22 protein-coding genes are annotated in these 16,356 nt (G+C 71.6%); 16 read left to right on the forward strand and 6 right to left on the reverse strand.

The features are described from left to right. Positions 1-14: 14 nt before the first annotated feature. From ACZ41I_RS29230 to ACZ41I_RS29240, 3 genes are read left to right on the forward strand one after another with little or no spacing between them, the layout of a single operon-like run. Positions 15-407: a hypothetical protein gene (locus tag ACZ41I_RS29230; protein ID WP_363216960.1), complete on the forward strand. Its 393-nt coding sequence runs from the start codon at positions 15-17 to the stop codon at positions 405-407. Continuing rightward, on the forward strand, positions 404-661 hold the full coding sequence (locus ACZ41I_RS29235) for a hypothetical protein (protein WP_399774520.1): 258 nt from the start codon (positions 404-406) through the stop codon (positions 659-661). Before ACZ41I_RS29230 ends, ACZ41I_RS29235 begins: the two co-directional genes overlap by 4 nt. Next, positions 658-1,020 (forward strand): DsrE family protein, encoded by a 363-nt coding sequence (locus ACZ41I_RS29240; protein ID WP_363216958.1) that lies wholly within the window; start codon positions 658-660, stop codon positions 1,018-1,020. Before ACZ41I_RS29235 ends, ACZ41I_RS29240 begins: the two co-directional genes overlap by 4 nt. Before the next feature lie 40 nt (positions 1,021-1,060). Here ACZ41I_RS29240 and ACZ41I_RS29245 read toward each other — a convergent pair whose 3' ends face one another. Further along, complete coding sequence (locus ACZ41I_RS29245; protein ID WP_399774525.1) at positions 1,061-1,708, reverse strand: DUF4232 domain-containing protein; 648 nt, start codon at positions 1,706-1,708, stop codon at positions 1,061-1,063. 189 nt (positions 1,709-1,897) lie between these two features. Here ACZ41I_RS29245 and ACZ41I_RS29250 point away from each other — a divergent pair, with 189 nt between their 5' ends. Further along, the gene (locus ACZ41I_RS29250; protein ID WP_468515471.1) at positions 1,898-3,334 is read left to right on the forward strand and encodes a helix-turn-helix domain-containing protein; all 1,437 of its coding nucleotides are present in this window, start codon (positions 1,898-1,900) and stop codon (positions 3,332-3,334) included. Between the two features lie 8 nt (positions 3,335-3,342). On the opposite strand, the gene ACZ41I_RS29255 is transcribed toward ACZ41I_RS29250, so the two are convergent. Further along, a complete protein-coding gene (locus tag ACZ41I_RS29255) occupies positions 3,343-3,600 on the reverse strand; it encodes a DUF3099 domain-containing protein (RefSeq protein WP_363216955.1) in 258 nt (85 codons plus the stop codon). A gap of 119 nt (positions 3,601-3,719) precedes the next feature. Between ACZ41I_RS29255 and ACZ41I_RS29260 the strand changes: the two genes are divergently transcribed. From ACZ41I_RS29260 to ACZ41I_RS29275, 4 genes are all read left to right on the forward strand, one after another. Beyond that, positions 3,720-4,457 carry a DUF2993 domain-containing protein gene (locus tag ACZ41I_RS29260; RefSeq protein WP_399774531.1) on the forward strand — a complete coding sequence of 246 codons (738 nt, stop codon included), beginning with the start codon at positions 3,720-3,722 and terminating at the stop codon, positions 4,455-4,457. Positions 4,458-4,654: 197 nt separating this feature from the next. After that, entirely contained in the window at positions 4,655-4,735 is an 81-nt protein-coding gene (locus ACZ41I_RS29265; RefSeq protein ID WP_350751515.1) for an Ms5788A family Cys-rich leader peptide, read from the forward strand. Positions 4,736-4,863: 128 nt separating this feature from the next. Beyond that, the gene (locus tag ACZ41I_RS29270; protein ID WP_363216953.1) at positions 4,864-5,709 is read left to right on the forward strand and encodes a sulfurtransferase; all 846 of its coding nucleotides are present in this window, start codon (positions 4,864-4,866) and stop codon (positions 5,707-5,709) included. Positions 5,710-5,733: 24 nt separating this feature from the next. Further along, positions 5,734-6,024: a DUF1416 domain-containing protein gene (locus ACZ41I_RS29275; RefSeq protein ID WP_043502058.1), complete on the forward strand. Its 291-nt coding sequence runs from the start codon at positions 5,734-5,736 to the stop codon at positions 6,022-6,024. 124 nt (positions 6,025-6,148) lie between these two features. On the opposite strand, the gene ACZ41I_RS29280 is transcribed toward ACZ41I_RS29275, so the two are convergent. Genes ACZ41I_RS29280 through ACZ41I_RS29290 form a run of 3 tightly spaced genes read right to left on the reverse strand, consistent with a single transcriptional unit; the run spans position 6,149 to position 8,501 of the window. Next, on the reverse strand, positions 6,149-7,333 hold the full coding sequence (locus tag ACZ41I_RS29280; RefSeq protein WP_468515472.1) for a hypothetical protein: 1,185 nt from the start codon (positions 7,331-7,333) through the stop codon (positions 6,149-6,151). Between the two features lie 4 nt (positions 7,334-7,337). After that, positions 7,338-7,592 (reverse strand): MoaD/ThiS family protein, encoded by a 255-nt coding sequence (locus tag ACZ41I_RS29285; protein WP_351030841.1) that lies wholly within the window; start codon positions 7,590-7,592, stop codon positions 7,338-7,340. Between the two features lie 57 nt (positions 7,593-7,649). Further along, positions 7,650-8,501 carry an alpha/beta hydrolase family protein gene (locus ACZ41I_RS29290; RefSeq protein ID WP_399774539.1) on the reverse strand — a complete coding sequence of 284 codons (852 nt, stop codon included), beginning with the start codon at positions 8,499-8,501 and terminating at the stop codon, positions 7,650-7,652. Between the two features lie 179 nt (positions 8,502-8,680). Between ACZ41I_RS29290 and ACZ41I_RS29295 the strand changes: the two genes are divergently transcribed. The 6 genes from ACZ41I_RS29295 to ACZ41I_RS29320 all read left to right on the forward strand — a co-directional run bounded on the left by ACZ41I_RS29295 (position 8,681) and on the right by ACZ41I_RS29320 (position 14,281). Further along, positions 8,681-9,475, forward strand: a complete 795-nt coding sequence (locus ACZ41I_RS29295) for a winged helix-turn-helix transcriptional regulator (RefSeq protein WP_468515473.1) — start codon at positions 8,681-8,683, stop codon at positions 9,473-9,475. Between the two features lie 82 nt (positions 9,476-9,557). Then, positions 9,558-10,583, forward strand: a complete 1,026-nt coding sequence (locus ACZ41I_RS29300) for a LacI family DNA-binding transcriptional regulator (protein ID WP_363216950.1) — start codon at positions 9,558-9,560, stop codon at positions 10,581-10,583. A gap of 112 nt (positions 10,584-10,695) precedes the next feature. After that, the gene (locus ACZ41I_RS29305; RefSeq protein ID WP_468515474.1) at positions 10,696-11,697 is read left to right on the forward strand and encodes a S1C family serine protease; all 1,002 of its coding nucleotides are present in this window, start codon (positions 10,696-10,698) and stop codon (positions 11,695-11,697) included. A gap of 31 nt (positions 11,698-11,728) precedes the next feature. Next, on the forward strand, positions 11,729-11,950 hold the full coding sequence (locus ACZ41I_RS29310) for a hypothetical protein (protein WP_363216948.1): 222 nt from the start codon (positions 11,729-11,731) through the stop codon (positions 11,948-11,950). Positions 11,951-12,077: 127 nt separating this feature from the next. Further along, positions 12,078-12,812, forward strand: coding sequence for a response regulator transcription factor (locus tag ACZ41I_RS29315; protein WP_363216947.1), 735 nt, complete (start codon positions 12,078-12,080; stop codon positions 12,810-12,812). Continuing rightward, on the forward strand, positions 12,809-14,281 hold the full coding sequence (locus ACZ41I_RS29320) for a HAMP domain-containing sensor histidine kinase (protein WP_399774549.1): 1,473 nt from the start codon (positions 12,809-12,811) through the stop codon (positions 14,279-14,281). Before ACZ41I_RS29315 ends, ACZ41I_RS29320 begins: the two co-directional genes overlap by 4 nt. A 66-nt stretch (positions 14,282-14,347) precedes the next feature. Here ACZ41I_RS29320 and ACZ41I_RS29325 read toward each other — a convergent pair whose 3' ends face one another. Continuing rightward, on the reverse strand, positions 14,348-14,827 hold the full coding sequence (locus tag ACZ41I_RS29325) for a MarR family winged helix-turn-helix transcriptional regulator (RefSeq protein ID WP_363216945.1): 480 nt from the start codon (positions 14,825-14,827) through the stop codon (positions 14,348-14,350). A 105-nt stretch (positions 14,828-14,932) separates the two neighbouring features. Between ACZ41I_RS29325 and ACZ41I_RS29330 the strand changes: the two genes are divergently transcribed. Beyond that, entirely contained in the window at positions 14,933-15,823 is an 891-nt protein-coding gene (locus ACZ41I_RS29330) for an NmrA/HSCARG family protein (protein WP_468515475.1), read from the forward strand. Next, positions 15,820-16,230, forward strand: a complete 411-nt coding sequence (locus ACZ41I_RS29335; protein ID WP_399774555.1) for a MarR family winged helix-turn-helix transcriptional regulator — start codon at positions 15,820-15,822, stop codon at positions 16,228-16,230. Before ACZ41I_RS29330 ends, ACZ41I_RS29335 begins: the two co-directional genes overlap by 4 nt. Positions 16,231-16,356 lie beyond the last annotated feature (126 nt).

A 16,356-nucleotide genomic window follows, 5' to 3' on the forward strand; every position in this document is an offset into this window, starting at 1 on the left:
AAGGAGCGAACGCCATGAGAACGGAACCGGCCGGCTACGAACCCGGCGCCCTGCTCTACGACCCCGCCACCCAGCGCGTCGGCGAGTACCAGGACCGCTCGGGGCCGTACGCGCTGCTGCGCCCCCTCGGCGGTGGCCGCGAGTGGCAGGCCGATCCCGCCGCGGTGCGCCCGGCCACCGACCGCGAACGCCTCAGCGCGAGTGTCCACGCAAGGAACGGCCGTACGCGGGCCGTTCCGCCCGACCCCGACGACCTCAGCCGCCCGCCCCGGCCGGTCCCCGGTTGCCCGGCGTGCATGAGAATGGCCGAGCTGCGGGAGATGGCACGGGCGGTGTGCGATCGCAGCGCGGAGACCGACGCCAATGTGCTGCTGCGCCAGCACCAGCGGCAGGAGCACCGCGCATGAGCGGCATCCAGGGCGGTCTCCCGTACGAGGAGTGCAAGCGGTACCGGGCGGAGCACGGCGCGTCAGGAGACTCGGTCCCCCTCTCACCGGGTTATGCGCTCCCGCCCTTCCACCCCGGTTTCGCCACCCGATCCCGGCACCGGCGCCGACGGCGGACCCGGTTCGACGGCGCCACCATGAGCGGCGTACTCACCGCTCTCTGTGTCGCCACGCTGCTCGTCACGATCGTCGCCGCGGCTACGCTTCCGGCATGACCAAGAAGCTCGTGATCAAGGTGACGGCCGGGGCGGACGCCCCCGAGCGCTGTTCGCAGGCGTTCACGGTGGCCGCGGTGGCCGTCGCCAGCGGCGTCGAGGTGTCGCTGTGGCTGACCGGGGAGTCGTCCTGGTTCGCGCTGCCGGGGCGGGCCGCGGAGTTCGAGCTGCCGCACGCGGCGCCGCTGCCGGATCTGATCGAGTCGATCCTCGCCGCCGGGCGCATCACGCTGTGCACGCAGTGTGCCGCCCGGCGGGAGATCACCGAGAAGGACGTCATCGAGGGCGTACGGATCGCGGGCGCGCAGGTCTTCGTACAGGAATCCCTCGCCGACGACACGCAGGCGCTCGTCTACTGATCCACCGTGATCGGCTGAGACGAGCGCCTGCTCACGCGTCTCAGAGGACGAGGGCGTCCGCCGCCGTGGGCTCCCAGACCGTGATCTTGGGGGCGTGGACGTACGTCTTCACGGGAATCCGGACGGTGTCACCGCCGTCGAGCTGCACGGAGAGCGTCGAGGTGTGCGTTCCGCTGCCGGGGGCGTCCTGCTGGTCCAGGGACACGCCCTCGTAGGAGCTCTGGCCCGGCTGGAGGATGTTGGGTCCGCCGCCGATGCCGTCCGGGGTGGTGGCCCTGATCTTGCCGTCGAAGGTGACCAGGCCGATGATCCCCAGGTCGCACGGGCTGCCGCTGGTGTTCTTGGCGGTGATCAGCAGGTGGTTCAGGGGACGGGACACCGGCGCGGCGGTGACGGTGAGCTGGTCGGCCCGGCAGGAGGGAGCCTTCTTGTTCCCGGAGCCGGTGGCGGTGCGGTGGGCGTCGCCCGTCGCGCTCGTGCGGGAGCCGGCCTGCGCCGTGCTGCCACCGATGGACGAGGCGTGCGTTCCCGGCGTACCGGTGGCGTGGGACGGCGACGCGGTCGTGGCCCGGACGGCGGACGCGGACGGCGTGGAGCCGGAGGCCGACGAGGTGCCGCTGCAGCCGACGACGGCGGCGGAGCCGAGGGCCAGCGTGGCGGCGGTGACGAGGATGCGCTTGGCGGACATGTGTGTCTCCCGTTGGTGGTTCGCTCGGTGGCCGGGCCTGGTGGACCGGCCGCTGCACCGAACTGTGGAGTGAGATTTGTCCCAGTCGCCATGACCGCCGGGAAATGCGGAACCCTGGAACGCTTTTGCGCACTCTCACCAGGGGAAACGGCAGAGCCTGGAATGCCGTTCCGGGATGGGGAGGGTGGCATGGGCCGGGAGACGGACGCGCTGGCGGAGTTGCTCCGCGCATTAAAGGACCGGTCCGGGCGCAGTTACGGCGCGCTCGGCAAACGGCTCCACGTCAGCACGTCCACACTGCACCGCTACTGCAACGGCACGGCGGTGCCGACCGAGTACGCGCCGCTGGAACGGTTCGCCCGGGTGTGCGGGGCGAGCGCGGAGGAACTGGTCGAGCTGCACCGCCGCTGGATCCTGGCGGACGCGTCCCGCCGCCGGGACGGGGGACGGCCAGGTGGGGACCCCTCGGTGGCGGATGCCGTCTCCACGGGGCGTTCGGCCGAGGGCGCGACCCGGCGGCCAGAGGCGTCAGGAGCAGGGGCAGAGGCAGGAGCAGAGGCCCAGGCAGGAGCAGAGGCCCAGGCAGGGGCAGAGGCCGAGGCAGGGGCAGAGGCCGACGCGGGGGCAGGGGAGACCGCACCGGACCTGAAGACCGCCCCCGCCCCTGCGGCCCTCCGCACGTCCCGTACCGCCCGCCTCCGTCGCCCACGGCTGCTGATCGCCGCCGGCGCGGTGGCCGTCGCCGCCGTCGCCGTGCCGGCCCTGGTCACCGCCGCGCAGGACTCCGGCAGGCCCTCCGCGCGCTCTGTCGCCGACCCGACCGCGGACGGGACCGCCGACGGGTCCGCGGCCCGCGTCCCGCACGGCGGCAGGGCGACCACCGCCGACTCCGCCCCCACCGGGAGCACATCCCCCACCGGCTCCCCGTCCCGGGCCGTCGGCCGGGCGGACTCCGCCGGATCCTCCCGCGGCCCCTCGCACCCGGCGACCGCGCCCGCCTCGGCCCCGTTCCACGTCAACGTGCTGACCAACAACTGGGACAACTCCTGTGACCAGTGGTTCCTGCTGAACAGCGACCCGAAGAAGGTGGCTCCGCCCCCCGCGAGCCAGGCCACCGACGGCTGGGCCGCCGCGCTGGGTGCCGTGCCCGCCGGGCATCTGCGGCTGCAGGTGACCGTGCAGGGCGACAGCAGCCGGCCGGTCGTGCTGCACGGGCTGCACGTCCGTGTCACCGGCACCCGCAAGGCCCCCGCGTGGAACGCCTTCACCATGGGCGGGCAGTGCGGCGGTGATCTGGCCCCGGCGTCCTTCGCCGTCGACCTCGACGCCCAGGCCCCGAGCGCGAAGGCGGTGCCGGGACACGAGGGGAACATCAAGACCCGGGCCACGGACTTCCCCTACAAGGTGTCCGCCGACGACCCGGAGGTGCTGAACATCGACGCCGCCACGGCCGCCCAGGACGTCGACTGGTACCTCGAACTCGTCTGGAGCAGCGGCGACCGGCAGGGCACGACCCGCATCGACGACCACGGCAGACCGTTCCGCACCGCCGGCATGCGCGGCGACAAGCAGTACTGGTACAACGCGGCGGACGGCAAGGGGGTCTGGCAGCCCTGGACGGGCTGAGGCTCGGGCTACCGCCGTTTCCTGCCGTCCAGCTCGTCCCACCACTCGTCGGACTGGGGATCGCCGGAGGGGTCGTCCCACCAGCGGTCCTCCGGGCCCCGCCGGTTGGCGATCATCGCGGCGACCGGCGGGATGATCATGGCCACGACGCACATGCCGACGGCCGCCGGTACCGACCAGAGGCGCACGACTCCCCACGCCAGGACGAAGAGGCCGATGCACGTCCCCATCATGGCGAAGTAGATGTGACGCCGCCGTGCGTACATGACTCCAGAGTAGGCCGGGCGACCCCTGTCACAAGTGATCCACAATCACCGCTCGGCCGCCCCTCGCAGGGTTACCGTGGCGTAGCCGTACACCGCTCTCGTCCGGGGGGAACCACCACATGCGCGCCCTGCGAATCATCCTGATCCTCGTCGTGATCCTGGGCGGGCTGTTCGTGATCGCGGACCGGGTGGCCGTGCACTTCGCCGAGGGGGAGGCCGCCGACAAGCTGAAGGCGACGGAGAACCTGGCCTCGACGCCGGACGTCGACATCAAGGGGTTCCCGTTCCTGACCCAGGTCGCGGGCGGGTCGCTCGACGACGTCGAGGTCGGGATCAAGGACTACCGGGCCGCCACCGGCAAGGCGGGGCAGACCATCAGGATCGACGACCTGAAGGCCGACATGAAGGGCGTCGCGTTCTCCGGGGACTACAGCTCCGCCACCGCGGACAGCGCCACCGGCACCGCGACGATCTCCTACGCCGAGCTGCTGAAGACCGCGGACTCCAAGCCGACGGAGGTCGCCCCCGGGATCACGGCCCGGATCGTCGGCCTCTCCGACGGCGGCAACGGCAAGATCAAGGTCATGGTGGAGGGCACCGTCTCGTCCCTCGGGATCAAGCAGACCGTGCCCGTGCTCAGTTCGGTGACCGTCGAGAACGACAAGGTGCAGGTTCACGCCGACTCGCTGCCCCGCCTCGGCGCCGCCGCGATCGCCGAGAACCGCATCCGTGAGATCACCGACTTCCAGCAGGCCATCGACCGGCTGCCCGGCGGCATCAAGCTGGACAAGGTGCAGGCCGTGAAGAACGGTGTGGAGATCACAGTGAAGGGTTCCGACGTCAAGCTGGCGGGGTAGGAACACCGCTGACGGACGCCGATCGTCCGAGTGGCGAGACAACGCCGTCCGTACCGTAGATGAGAAGACTCCTGCAAGCGCTCGGCGGGCCGCGCGACGGCCGCCGGGCGCTTCTTCATTCCGCCATACGGACGATCGTGTCTCGCCATATGACACACCGGTGACACGCCCGCCCGGACGTCCCTACGATCGTCGGCATGAAGCGACAGGCGGATCTCACGAAGCGGCGGGCAGTGGACCTGTGCCGCGTTGCCGCCATGCTCTGTCGCCCCTTCTGAGCGGACGTCCCCGACCTCCGCATCCCTCAGCCGCCCTGCTTGAAAGGGCACCCGTGCGCCGCCCGCCCCGCGAGCGCGCACCCCTCTACTCGCACGCCCCGCCGCAACTGCCCCGGAGGAGAAAGAGCATGAGCCGCACCGACGTCCTGGTCGACGCCGACTGGCTGCAGGAGCACCTGGACGACCCGGCCATCGCCATCGTCGAGGTGGACGAGGACACGTCCGCCTACGACAAGAACCACATCAAGAACGCGATCCGCATCGACTGGACCAAGGACCTCCAGGACCCGGTCCGCCGCGACTTCGTCGACCAGGAGGGCTTCGAGAAGCTCCTGTCGGAGAAGGGCATCGCCAACGACCACACCGTGGTCCTCTACGGCGGCAACAACAACTGGTTCGCGTCGTACGCCTACTGGTACTTCAAGCTGTACGGCCACGAGAACGTCAAGCTCCTCGACGGCGGCCGCAAGAAGTGGGAGCTGGACGCCCGCGAGCTGGTCGCCGGCGACGAGGTCCCCGAGCGCCCGAAGACGGACTACAAGGCCAAGCCGCAGGACACCTCGATCCGCGCCTTCCGTGACGACGTCGTCGCCGCGATCGGCTCGCACAACCTGGTCGACGTCCGCTCGCCCGACGAGTTCTCCGGCAAGCTGCTCGCCCCGGCGCACCTCCCGCAGGAGCAGTCGCAGCGCCCGGGCCACGTGCCGACCGCGCGCAACATCCCGTGGTCGAAGAACGCCAACGACGACGGCACGTTCAAGTCGGACGAGGACCTCAAGGCCCTGTACGCCGAGGAGAACGTGGACCTCGCCAAGGACACGATCGCCTACTGCCGCATCGGTGAGCGCTCGGCCCTGACCTGGTTCGTGCTGCACGAGCTGCTCGGCGTCGAGAACGTCAAGAACTACGACGGCTCCTGGACCGAGTACGGCTCCCTCGTCGGCGTGCCGATCGAGCTCGGCGCCAACAAGTAATCCCAACCCCTCTGGAGAGACAGCATGTGCGGAGCGAAGGCCGGCGGCCCGGACGCCTCGACGATCAAGCCCGGTGAGACCACGATCCAGGGTCAGGTGACCCGCGACGGCGAGCCGGTGACGGGCTATGTCCGTCTGCTGGACTCGACCGGCGAGTTCACCGCCGAGGTGCCCACCTCGGCGACCGGCCAGTTCCGGTTCTACGCGGCCGAGGGCACGTGGACCGTGCGCGCGCTGGTGCCCGGCGGCACGGCGGACCGTACGGTCGTCGTGGCGGAGAAGGGCGCGCTGGCCGAGGTCGCCATCGCGGTCTGAGCGGGTTCTGTGACGGGCCGAAGGGCCGTACCCCTGGGGTTGGACGCCAGTGGGGGTACGGCCCTTCGGCTTCCCGCCGTGGGGGTGGAGTCGCCGCCGGGCCGGATGATCCGAGCGACGCCCCCTAGCCCAGCGCGCGCCCCAGGACCCACACCACCGGCGCCGCCGCCGACAGAGGCAACGCCACGCCCGCGGTGAAGTGGACGAAGCGGGACGGGTAGTCGTAGCTCGCGACCCGGTGACCGATGAGCGCGCACACTGCCGCGGCCCCGCCCAGCAGTGCGCCCTTCGCGCCCAGCCCCGTCATGCCGCCCACGGCGATCCCCGCGCCGGAGGCGGCCAGTACCGAGACCACCACCGACACCAGGGTGGGCAGCGGCAGCGCCCTCGCCAGGATCGCCACCGCCACCGCCGCCGCGCCCACCGACACCGCGTGCGGGTCGGCGCCGAGGTACCCGGTGGCCAGGACCGACAGCGCCGCCGAGACGACCGTCGCCATCAGGCCGTACATCCGCTCGTCCGGCGAGGCGTGCGAGCGCAGTTGCAGGACCAGGCACAGCAGGACCCAGACGCCGAGCGGGCCGAGGATCGCGGCGGGCACGTGATCGCGGCCGGCCGCCAGGACGGCCACGTCCGCGGCGAGCCCGCCCGCGAAGGCCAGCGCGATGCCCTGCCGGGCCGGCCACATGCCGTTCAGCCGGAACCAGCCCGCCGCCGTCACCGCCTGGAGCAGCACGAGCGGGACGACCAGCGCGTACGAGGCGACCGGCGCCGTCGCGGCCAGCAGCAGGCCCAGCACCGCGGTCAGCAGCGCCGGCTGCATACCGGGCTCGATGATCGGCGAACGCCCCTCCAGGCGCGCCCGCTGGGCATCCGTGATCCGGGAGTTGCCGCCGAGCGTGGCGGGCCCGTAGTCGGGCTCGGGCTCCTCCGTCACGGCTTCCGGGGCGGGCGCCGCCGCCGGTGCGGGTCCCGTTCCCGTTCCTGGCTGCGGCTGGGCAGCGGCCGGGTACGGCTGCGCGTGCTGCTGGCCGTACTGGCCCTCGAACGCCTGCGGCGGCACATACGCCGCCTGCGCCGGCATCTGCATCGACCCGTGTGTCTGCGTCTCCCAGGTCTGCCCCTGCCACTGCTGGGTCAGCTGGGGGTCGTAGCCGGGCTGCTGTCCGTACTGCTGCTGGTCGTACTGCTGCTGGTCGTACGCGGACCATTGCTGCTGCTGGTACGGGTCGTAGCCCTCGTACGGACCGCCCTGGTACGGCTGTCCGCCCTGATGGGGCTGTCCGCCCTGATACGGCTGGTCGCTCATCGCCTCACCCTCCTGCGAACGGCGGGAGCACCTCGACCGTGCCGCCCTCGGCCAGCCGTACCGTCTCATGCGCGCGGGTCCCGACGGGGTGACCGTCGACGAGGAAGGAGCATCGCTGCAGTACGCGCGTGAGTTCACCGGGGTGTCGCGCGCGCACGGCGGCCAGCGCGTCGGCGAGCGTGTCCGCGTCGTACGGCTCCTCGGCGACCTGGGCCGCGGCCTTGGCGGCGGCCCAGTAGCGCACCGTGACCTTGGGCATCTCGTTCCTCAATCGACGGCAAGAAAAGGACAAGGACAGAAGACAGATGGTGTCAGGCTAGCCCGCCCGGCCCACAGCCCAGCGCGCGATCCGGGCGAGGAGCGCGTCGTCGGACGCGTGTTCGGCGTGGCCCATGCCCGGCTCCACCCAGAGTTCCCCGTGGTCCCCGGCCGCCTCGGCGAGCATCCGGGGGTGGTCGAGGGGGAAGTAGGCGTCGCGGTCGCCGTGCACGATCAGAAGAGGTGTGGGGGCGATCCTGGGGACCGACTCCACCGGGGACAGGGGCACGGGGTCCCAGTCGCGGTGGTGGATGCGGGTGCGCAGGCCGTAGCGGCCGACCAGGCGGCCCTCGGGACGGGTGACCAGCCAGTGCAGGCGGCGCATGGGGGCCGTGCCCCGGTAGTACCAGCGGGCCGGGGCGCTGACCGAGACGACAGCACTGGCCGTACCGGGGTGCAGGGCCGCGAACCGCAGGACCACCGAGCCGCCCATGGAGAAGCCGACGGTCACCACGCGCGCGTGGCCGAGAGCACGGGCTCGCTCGACGGCCGCGGCGAGGTCAAGGACCTCCTTGTCGCCGACCGTGGAACGGCCGCCGGAGCGTCCGTGGCCGCGGAAGGAGAAGGTGAGGACCGCGCCGTAACCGCGCAGGACGCCCGCCACCCGTCGTACGTGCGGCCGGTCCACGTCCCCGGTGAACCCGTGGGCGACGACGAACACCAGGTCGCGTGAAGGTGTACGGGAGGCGTCCGGATGCGTTTCGTATACGACCGCGCCCGGGTCGTATACGGAATCGACCGGAACGCCGTCGGCCGTGCACAGAAACGTCCGGATAGGCGCCCCTCTGCCTGTCTCGCGATACGGACGATCGGTGGAACGTGCCACATGACCTGCCGGACCCTTGCTCATGTGGGCTATTCTGCTGGGCAGAGGACTCGGGCAGCGCAGCCCCCGGGTCCTTTTGTGCTTTCGGAAGCGTTGTATACGAAGCGGGAACCCTCGGGTGACCGCCGGTGTACGGGGCCTTCGGGAACGCAGAGCAGTGCCCGTCCGCACAGCCTCGCAGGGACCGAGGAGGAACCAGACGTATGAGTTCTCTGCTGCTCCTGACCAACGCCCTCCAGCCGTCGACGGAGGTGCTCCCCGCCCTCGGCCTGCTCCTGCACAACGTGCGTGTGGCCCCGGCGGAGGGCCCCGCTCTCGTCGACACCCCCGGCGCCGACGTCATCCTCGTCGACGGCCGCCGCGACCTGCCCCAGGTGCGCAGCCTGTGTCAGCTGCTGCGCTCCACCGGCCCCGGCTGTCCGCTGGTCCTGGTCGTCACCGAGGGCGGTCTGGCCGCCGTCACCGCCGACTGGGGCATCGACGACGTACTCCTCGACACGGCCGGCCCGGCCGAGGTGGAGGCCCGGCTGCGGCTGGCCATGGGTCGCCAGCAGATCGTCAACGACGACTCGCCGATGGAGATCCGCAACGGCGACCTGTCCGTGGACGAGGCGACGTACAGCGCGAAACTCAAGGGCCGGGTCCTCGACCTCACCTTCAAGGAGTTCGAGCTGCTCAAGTACCTCGCCCAGCACCCGGGCCGCGTCTTCACCCGCGCCCAGCTGCTGCAGGAGGTGTGGGGCTACGACTACTTCGGCGGCACCCGGACGGTGGACGTCCATGTACGGCGGCTGCGCGCCAAGCTCGGCCCGGAGCACGAGTCGCTGATCGGCACCGTCCGGAACGTCGGCTATCGGTTCGTCACGCCCGAGAAGACCGACCGGAGCGCCGAGGAGCCCAGGGCCAAGGCGGACCGGGCCGGGGGGATCCGCGCAACGGCGGAGGATGCGGATGCATCGGCCGTCCGGGACGACTCCGAGGTCCACGCGGACGCCTAGTTCGACGCCCGGTTGCTGTGGGCGCACATCCAAGGACTGGTACGCCCTGCCCAGAGCAGGTCAATCCGCGTAGACTCCGCGCGTGGCCAAGGTGACTCGGGATGACGTGGCACGGCTGGCTGGGACCTCCACCGCCGTCGTCAGTTATGTCATCAACAACGGACCCCGGCCGGTCGCCCCGGCCACGCGCGAGCGTGTCCTCGCGGCGATCAAGGAACTGGGGTACCGCCCCGACCGGGTCGCCCAGGCGATGGCGTCCCGGCGCACCGACCTCATAGGCCTGATCATCCCGGACGCCCGCCAGCCCTTCTTCGGCGAGATGGCCCACGCGGTCGAGCAGGCCGCCTCCGAGCGCGGAAAGATGGTCCTGGTCGGCAACACCGACTACATCGGCGAGCGCGAGGTCCACTATCTGCGCGCCTTCCTGGGCATGCGCGTCTCCGGGCTGATCCTGGTGAGTCACGCCCTGAACGACCTTGCCGCCGCCGAGATCGACGCCTGGGACGCCCGGGTGGTGCTGCTGCACGAGCGCCCCGAGGCCATCGACGACGTGGCCGTGGTCACGGACGACCTCGGCGGCGCCCAGCTCGCCGTACGCCACCTGCTGGAGCACGGCTACGAGTACGTCGCCTGCATGGGCGGTACGGCTCAGACGCCGGCCGTCGGCGACCCGGTCTCCGACCACGTCGACGGCTGGAGGCGGGCCATGGCCGAGGCGGGGCTGTCCACCGAGGGCCGGCTGTTCGAGGCGCCGTACAACCGCTACGACGCCTATCGCGTGGCCCTGGACATCCTCTCCGGCCCCGACCGGCCGCCGGCGATCTTCTGCTCCACCGACGACCAGGCGATCGGCCTGCTGCGGGCCGCGCGGGAGCTGCGCATCGACGTGCCCGGCAAGCTGGCGGTGGCCGGGTTCGACGACATCAAGGAGGCGGCGCTGGCCGACCCGCCGCTGACCACGGTCGCCTCGGACCGCTCGGCGATGGCGCGTGCGGCGGTCGATCTGGTGCTGGACGACGGGCTGCGGGTGGCGGGGTCACGCCGCGAGCGCCTGAAGACGTTCCCGTCCCGGCTGGTGGTGCGAACGTCCTGCGGCTGCGAGGCCTGACCCTTTATCCTGAGCCTCCGTCCCGAGCCTTTATATCGGGCAAACAAGGTTCTGCCGGGCTTCTCAGCGAGCACTCAGGAAGCTCTCATGGTCACGGGGGAGTCTTCTGGTCATGACCGAGAGCCAGGGTGCACACACCCAGCCGCAGCAGCACAGCTACGCCGCTCCCGTGAACCCGGAGTGGCCGCCTCCGCCGCCGTACGAGCCGGCCATGGCCACGGCCCCCGCTCCCCACCACCGGAAGCGCAACCGCGGCCCCGTCGCCCTCCTCGCGGCCGTCGCGATCGTGGCCGCGGCGGTCGGCGGCGCCACGGCGTACGGCTTCCAGGAGCTGACCGGCAAGGACACGGTCGCCTCCGCCGGTACGACCACGCATGTGGTGCCGACCGCCAAGAAGGGCGACGTCGCCGCGATCGCCGCCGCGGTCAGCCCGAGCGTCGTCGAGATCCAGGCGACCCTCGGCAGCGGCTCCTCCACCGGCTCCGGCGTGATCATCTCGTCGAACGGCGAGATCGTCACCAACAACCACGTCGTCTCCGGCGCGCAGTCCATCAAGGTGCGCACCAGCGACGGCAAGAGCTACACCGCCGGCATCGTCGGCACCGACAGCTCCAAGGACCTCGCGCTGATCAAGCTGCGCGACGCCTCCGGGCTGAAGCCGGCCTCGCTCGGCAACTCGTCGGGCGTCCAGGTCGGCGACACGGTCGTCGCGATCGGCTCCCCCGAGGGCCTGACCGGCACCGTCACCAGCGGTATCGTCTCCGCGCTCAACCGGGACGTGACCGTCTCCACCGACGAGAACCAGGGTCAGGGCCAGGGCGGCGACGGTCAGTGGCCGTTCGAGTTCGGCGGCCGTGAGTTCAACGGCGACCCGGGCTCGTCCACGACGACCTACAAGGCCATACAGACCGACGCCTCGCTGAACCCCGGCAACTCGGGCGGCGCGCTGATCGACGCGAGCGGCAACGTCATCGGCATCAACTCCGCGATGTACTCGTCGAGCCGGCAGTCCTCCTCTTCCTCGGACGCGGGCAGCATCGGCCTCGGCTTCGCGATCCCCGTCAACACCGTCAAGTCCGACCTGGCCAAGCTGCGGGCGGGCGACAAGAGCTAACCCTCCACCCTCAGTCAGCAGGGAGTACGTCATGATCCAGCATGTCTCGCACAAGAGCGCCGGCCTGCGTCCCGCCGACGTCACCCTCGCCCTGTCGATCGTCCGTGATCTGCACACGCCCCTCCCGACGCCCCGCGCCCCCGGGGTGGCCCCGCCGCCGGTCCCCCGCGAGCTGATGGGCCTGCGCACCTCCGCCGCCCGCCTCCACCGCCGCAAGGTGCCGCTGCACCGCCTCACCGCGGTGCAGGCCTGACGCTGCGCCGTACTGCCCGCACCGCGGTGCGGGCCCGGCCTCGGCGGTGCGCCGCCCGGACCGTCGGCCGTGGCAGGCTGAGAGGGTCCGTCCGTCCCGTCCACCGCACCTTGAGGAATCGCGAGCGATGAGCCCCGCCGAAGGCGACCGTGACCCCCAGCGCATCCTGATCGTCGACGACGAGCCGGCCGTACGCGAGGCGCTCCAGCGCAGCCTCGCGTTCGAGGGGTACGACACGGAGGTGGCCGTCGACGGCGCGGACGCGCTGGACAAGGCCACCGTCTACCAGCCCGACCTGGTCGTCCTCGACATCCAGATGCCGCGCATGGACGGCCTGACGGCGGCCCGCCGCATCCGCGGGGCCGGCGACACGACGCCGATACTGATGCTGACGGCCAGGGACACGGTCGGCGACCGGGTGACCGGCCTGGATGCGGGCGCCGACGACTACCTCGTCAAACCCTTCGAACTGGACGAGCTGTTCGCCCGTATCCGCGCGCTGCTGCGCCGCAGCTCGTACGCGGCGGCGGTGTCGGCCGAGGCGCAGGAGGACGAGGCCCTCACCTTCGCGGACCTGCGCATGGACCTCGCGACCCGGGAGGTCACCCGGGGCGGCCGGCAGGTGGAACTGACCCGCACGGAGTTCACCCTGCTGGAGATGTTCATGGCGCATCCGCGCCAGGTACTGACCCGTGAGCAGATCCTGAAGGCGGTATGGGGCTTCGACTTCGAGCCGTCCTCCAACTCGCTCGACGTCTACGTCATGTACCTGCGCCGCAAGACCGAGGCCGGCGGCGAGCCGCGTCTCGTGCACACGGTGCGGGGCGTGGGGTACGTCCTGCGCCAGGGCGGCGCCGAGTGAACAAGCTGGTACGGCGCTACCGCTCACTGCCGATCCGGGCCCGGCTGGCGATGCTGGTCGCGGCGGCGGTGGCGTTCGCGGTGGCGGCGGTCTCGGTCACCTGCTGGTTCATGGTGCAGCGCAGACTGGACGTGCAGGTCAACAAGACGCTCGACAACTTCAACCAGCGGCTGACCGAGGACCAGATCACCACGGTCCTGGCCACCTGCCCGACGACCTCGGACCAGCCGCCCAACGCGGTGCGGCCCACCTTCTACTACATGCAGGTGGTGATGCCGAACGGCCAGATCTGCGTCTTCAACTACTCCAAAGGAGTCGTGACGCCCTCGGCGCAGGACGCGGCGGTGGCCGCGAAGGGCGACGTCCGCATCTACCACGACGCCAAGGACTCCCACGGCAATGACGTACGGGTGAAGACCGTGCCGATACTGATGGGAGGCCCCGGCCTGGTTCCCCAGCGCTATCCGGGCGTCGCCCTGATGGTGGCCGTGTCCCTCAAGGACACCCAGCGGACCCTCAACGACCTGGCACTCATCCTGCTCCTCGTCTCCGGCGTCGGAGTGGTCGGTGCCGGAGCCGCGGGCCTCGTGGTGGCCCGTGCGGGCCTGCGCCCGGTCGACAAGCTCACCGAGGCCGTGGAGGAGGTGGCCCGGACCGAGGACCTGACGATCCGCATCCCGGTGGAGGACGACAGCGAGGACGAGGTCGCCCGGCTCTCCCGCTCGTTCAACTCGATGACCGCCTCCCTGGCCAGCTCCCGTGACCTCCAGCAGCAGCTGATCGCGGACGCCGGCCATGAGCTCCGTACTCCGCTGACGTCGTTGCGCACGAACATCGAACTCCTCACCCGCAGCGAGGAGACGGGCCGGCCGCTCCACCCGGAAGACCGCAAGGCCCTGCTCGCCTCGGTGAAGGCGCAGATGACGGAACTGGCCGCGCTGATCGGCGACTTGCAGGAGCTGTCCCGCCCGGAGGGCCAGCGCGGCGAGCGCCTCCAGGTGGTGGCGCTGCGGGACACGGTCGAGGCGGCTCTGCGCCGGGCGCGGCTGCGCGGCCCCGAGCTGACGATCACGTCCGGCCTCGAACCCTGGTACGTCCGGGCGGAGCCCTCCGCGCTGGAGCGGGCCGTCGTCAACATCCTCGACAACGCGGTGAAGTTCAGCCCCGAGGGCGGCACGATCGAGGTGCAGCTGAGCGAGGGCGTACTGACGGTCCGGGACCACGGCCCCGGCATCCCCGAGGACGAACTCCCGCACGTCTTCGACCGCTTCTGGCGCTCACCGAGCGCACGTGCGCTGCCGGGCTCCGGCCTCGGCCTGTCCATCGTGGCCCGCACCGTCCAGCAGGCGGGCGGCAAGGTCACCCTGACCCGGGCCCAGGGCGGCGGGACCGTGGCGACGGTACGCCTGCCGGGGGCGGCCACGCCGCCGCCGGAGACATCGGAGACGCCCGGGACGCCGGCCGGCTGAGCGCATCGGGCGGCCGGGCCCCTCCGGTCGCCTGCGCGTCCCGTCGGCCGGCCGCGCCTCGTCGGCTCAGTCCGGTTTCGGCAGGTTGCGCAGGTGCTCGATCTGGGTGCGGCTGAGGTCGTTCGCGCGGCGCATGTGCCGGATGATCACCTGGAGTTCGGCCTCGGTGTGGTCGTCGAAGATGGCCTGCCAGCCCTGCCGGAGGTCACCCCACACAGCGGCGACCCGGGCGATGTGCTCCGGTACCGGGGTGACCAGGACGCGGCGGCGGTCCTGCCGGTCGGGGGTGCGGACGACATAGCCGCCGCGTTCGAGCCGGTCCACCAGGCGGGTGGCCGAGCCGGTGGTGAGGCCGGTCATGTCGGCGATCTGGCGGACGGTGAGGGGTTCCGGCTCGGCCGTCAGCAGGCTCAGACACTGCACGTCGGTGGGGTGCAGGCCGAGGTGGTCGGCGACGGCCTGGTTGAACAGGACGTAGGCCGCCAGGTAGCGGCGCGATTCCGTGGACAGTTCCTCGTACAGCCGGTCCCGGCTCGGCTCCGTCATATGGCTCGCCTCCCAAATCGCTGCGCGACGCAGCAACCGACTGCTATTCTCCTGCGTGGCGCAGCTATTGCGCCACGCAGTCATTCTATCCACTGGGGGACACCCATGCTCACTGTCGCCGTCACCGGCGCCACCGGCGCCCAGGGCGGAGCCACCGCCCGCGCCCTGCTGGCCGCCGGCCACCGCGTCCGCGCCCTGACCCGCCGCCCCGACGCGCCGGCCGCCACCGCCCTGCGCACCCTCGGCGCGGAGATCCGTCACGCCGACTTCGACGACCGCGCCTCCCTCGACGCGGCCCTCACCGGCGCCGACGCCCTCTTCGGGGTCACCACCCCGTTCGGCACCGACACCGACACCGAAGTCCGGCAGGGCCGGGCCCTGGTCGACGCCGCCGCGGCAGCCCGCCTCGGCCACGTCGTCCTCACCTCGGCCGCGCACGCCGACCGCGGCACCGGCATACCGCACTACGAGAGCAAGTACGTGATCGAGCGGCACCTGCGCGCGTCCGGGGTGCCCTGGACGGTGATCGCACCGGCCGCCTTCATGGACAACCACGCCGGCGGCTGGGCCCTGGAGGGGCTGCGCGAGAACACCTTCGGCTGGCCCATGCCCGCCGACCGGCCGATCACGCTCATCCCCGCCGCCGACATCGGCGCGTTCGCCGCCCTGGTCATGAGCCGCCGCGAAGAGTTCTCCGGCAGCCGCATCGACATCGCCTCCGACACCTGTACGCCCGCACAGATCGCGGCCGTCCTCGCCACCGCCACCGGCCGCCCGGTCACCCACCACGAGGTGCCCCTGCAGTACGTCCGGGCCCACTCCGCCGACCTGGCTGCCATGTTCGAGTACTTCAACACCCACGGTCTGGACGTCGACGTCGCCGGCCTGCGGCGCGCCTGTCCCGAGGTGGGCTGGCACACCTTCACGCAGTGGGCGTCCGCACAGGACTGGCCACGGCTGCTGACCGAACCCGCCCCCGAAGGAGCCCCCGCATGAAGCCCATCGGCTACTGGCTCAACCGCACCGACAAGGCCCTGACCCGCGCCATGAACGCCACGCTGACGGAGTTCGGCCTCACCCGCGTCGACTGGCAGGTGCTCAACGTCGTCCGCGACACCCCCGGAGCCGACGACTCCGCCGTCCTGTCGGCCCTCGCCGTCAACGCCGACGTCCTCACCCTGAAGGCATCCGTCGACACCCTGCTCACCGACGGCTGGGCGACCCGCCCCGCACCGGACCGGCTCGCCCTCACCCCGGACGGCCGACACCGGCTGACCGCCGTGACCGAACGGGTCGACGCGTTCCGCGACCGCTGCATGACCGGCATCACGCCGGCCGAGTACCGCACGGCCGTCCGGGTCCTCGAACGCATGGCAGGGAACGCGGAGGACAGCCCCCCTTGAGACACTCCGTCAGTTGCTTCAGCCTCGCCACGGTGGGCCCGTACCTCTGCCGCCGGCGCGGATGTCGCACTGCGGCACGCCCCAGGCGACGCGCGGACAGGGGAGCTCATGAACTCCTTTCAGCCC

It is taken from the genome of Streptomyces sp. NPDC030799 (assembly GCF_055572255.1).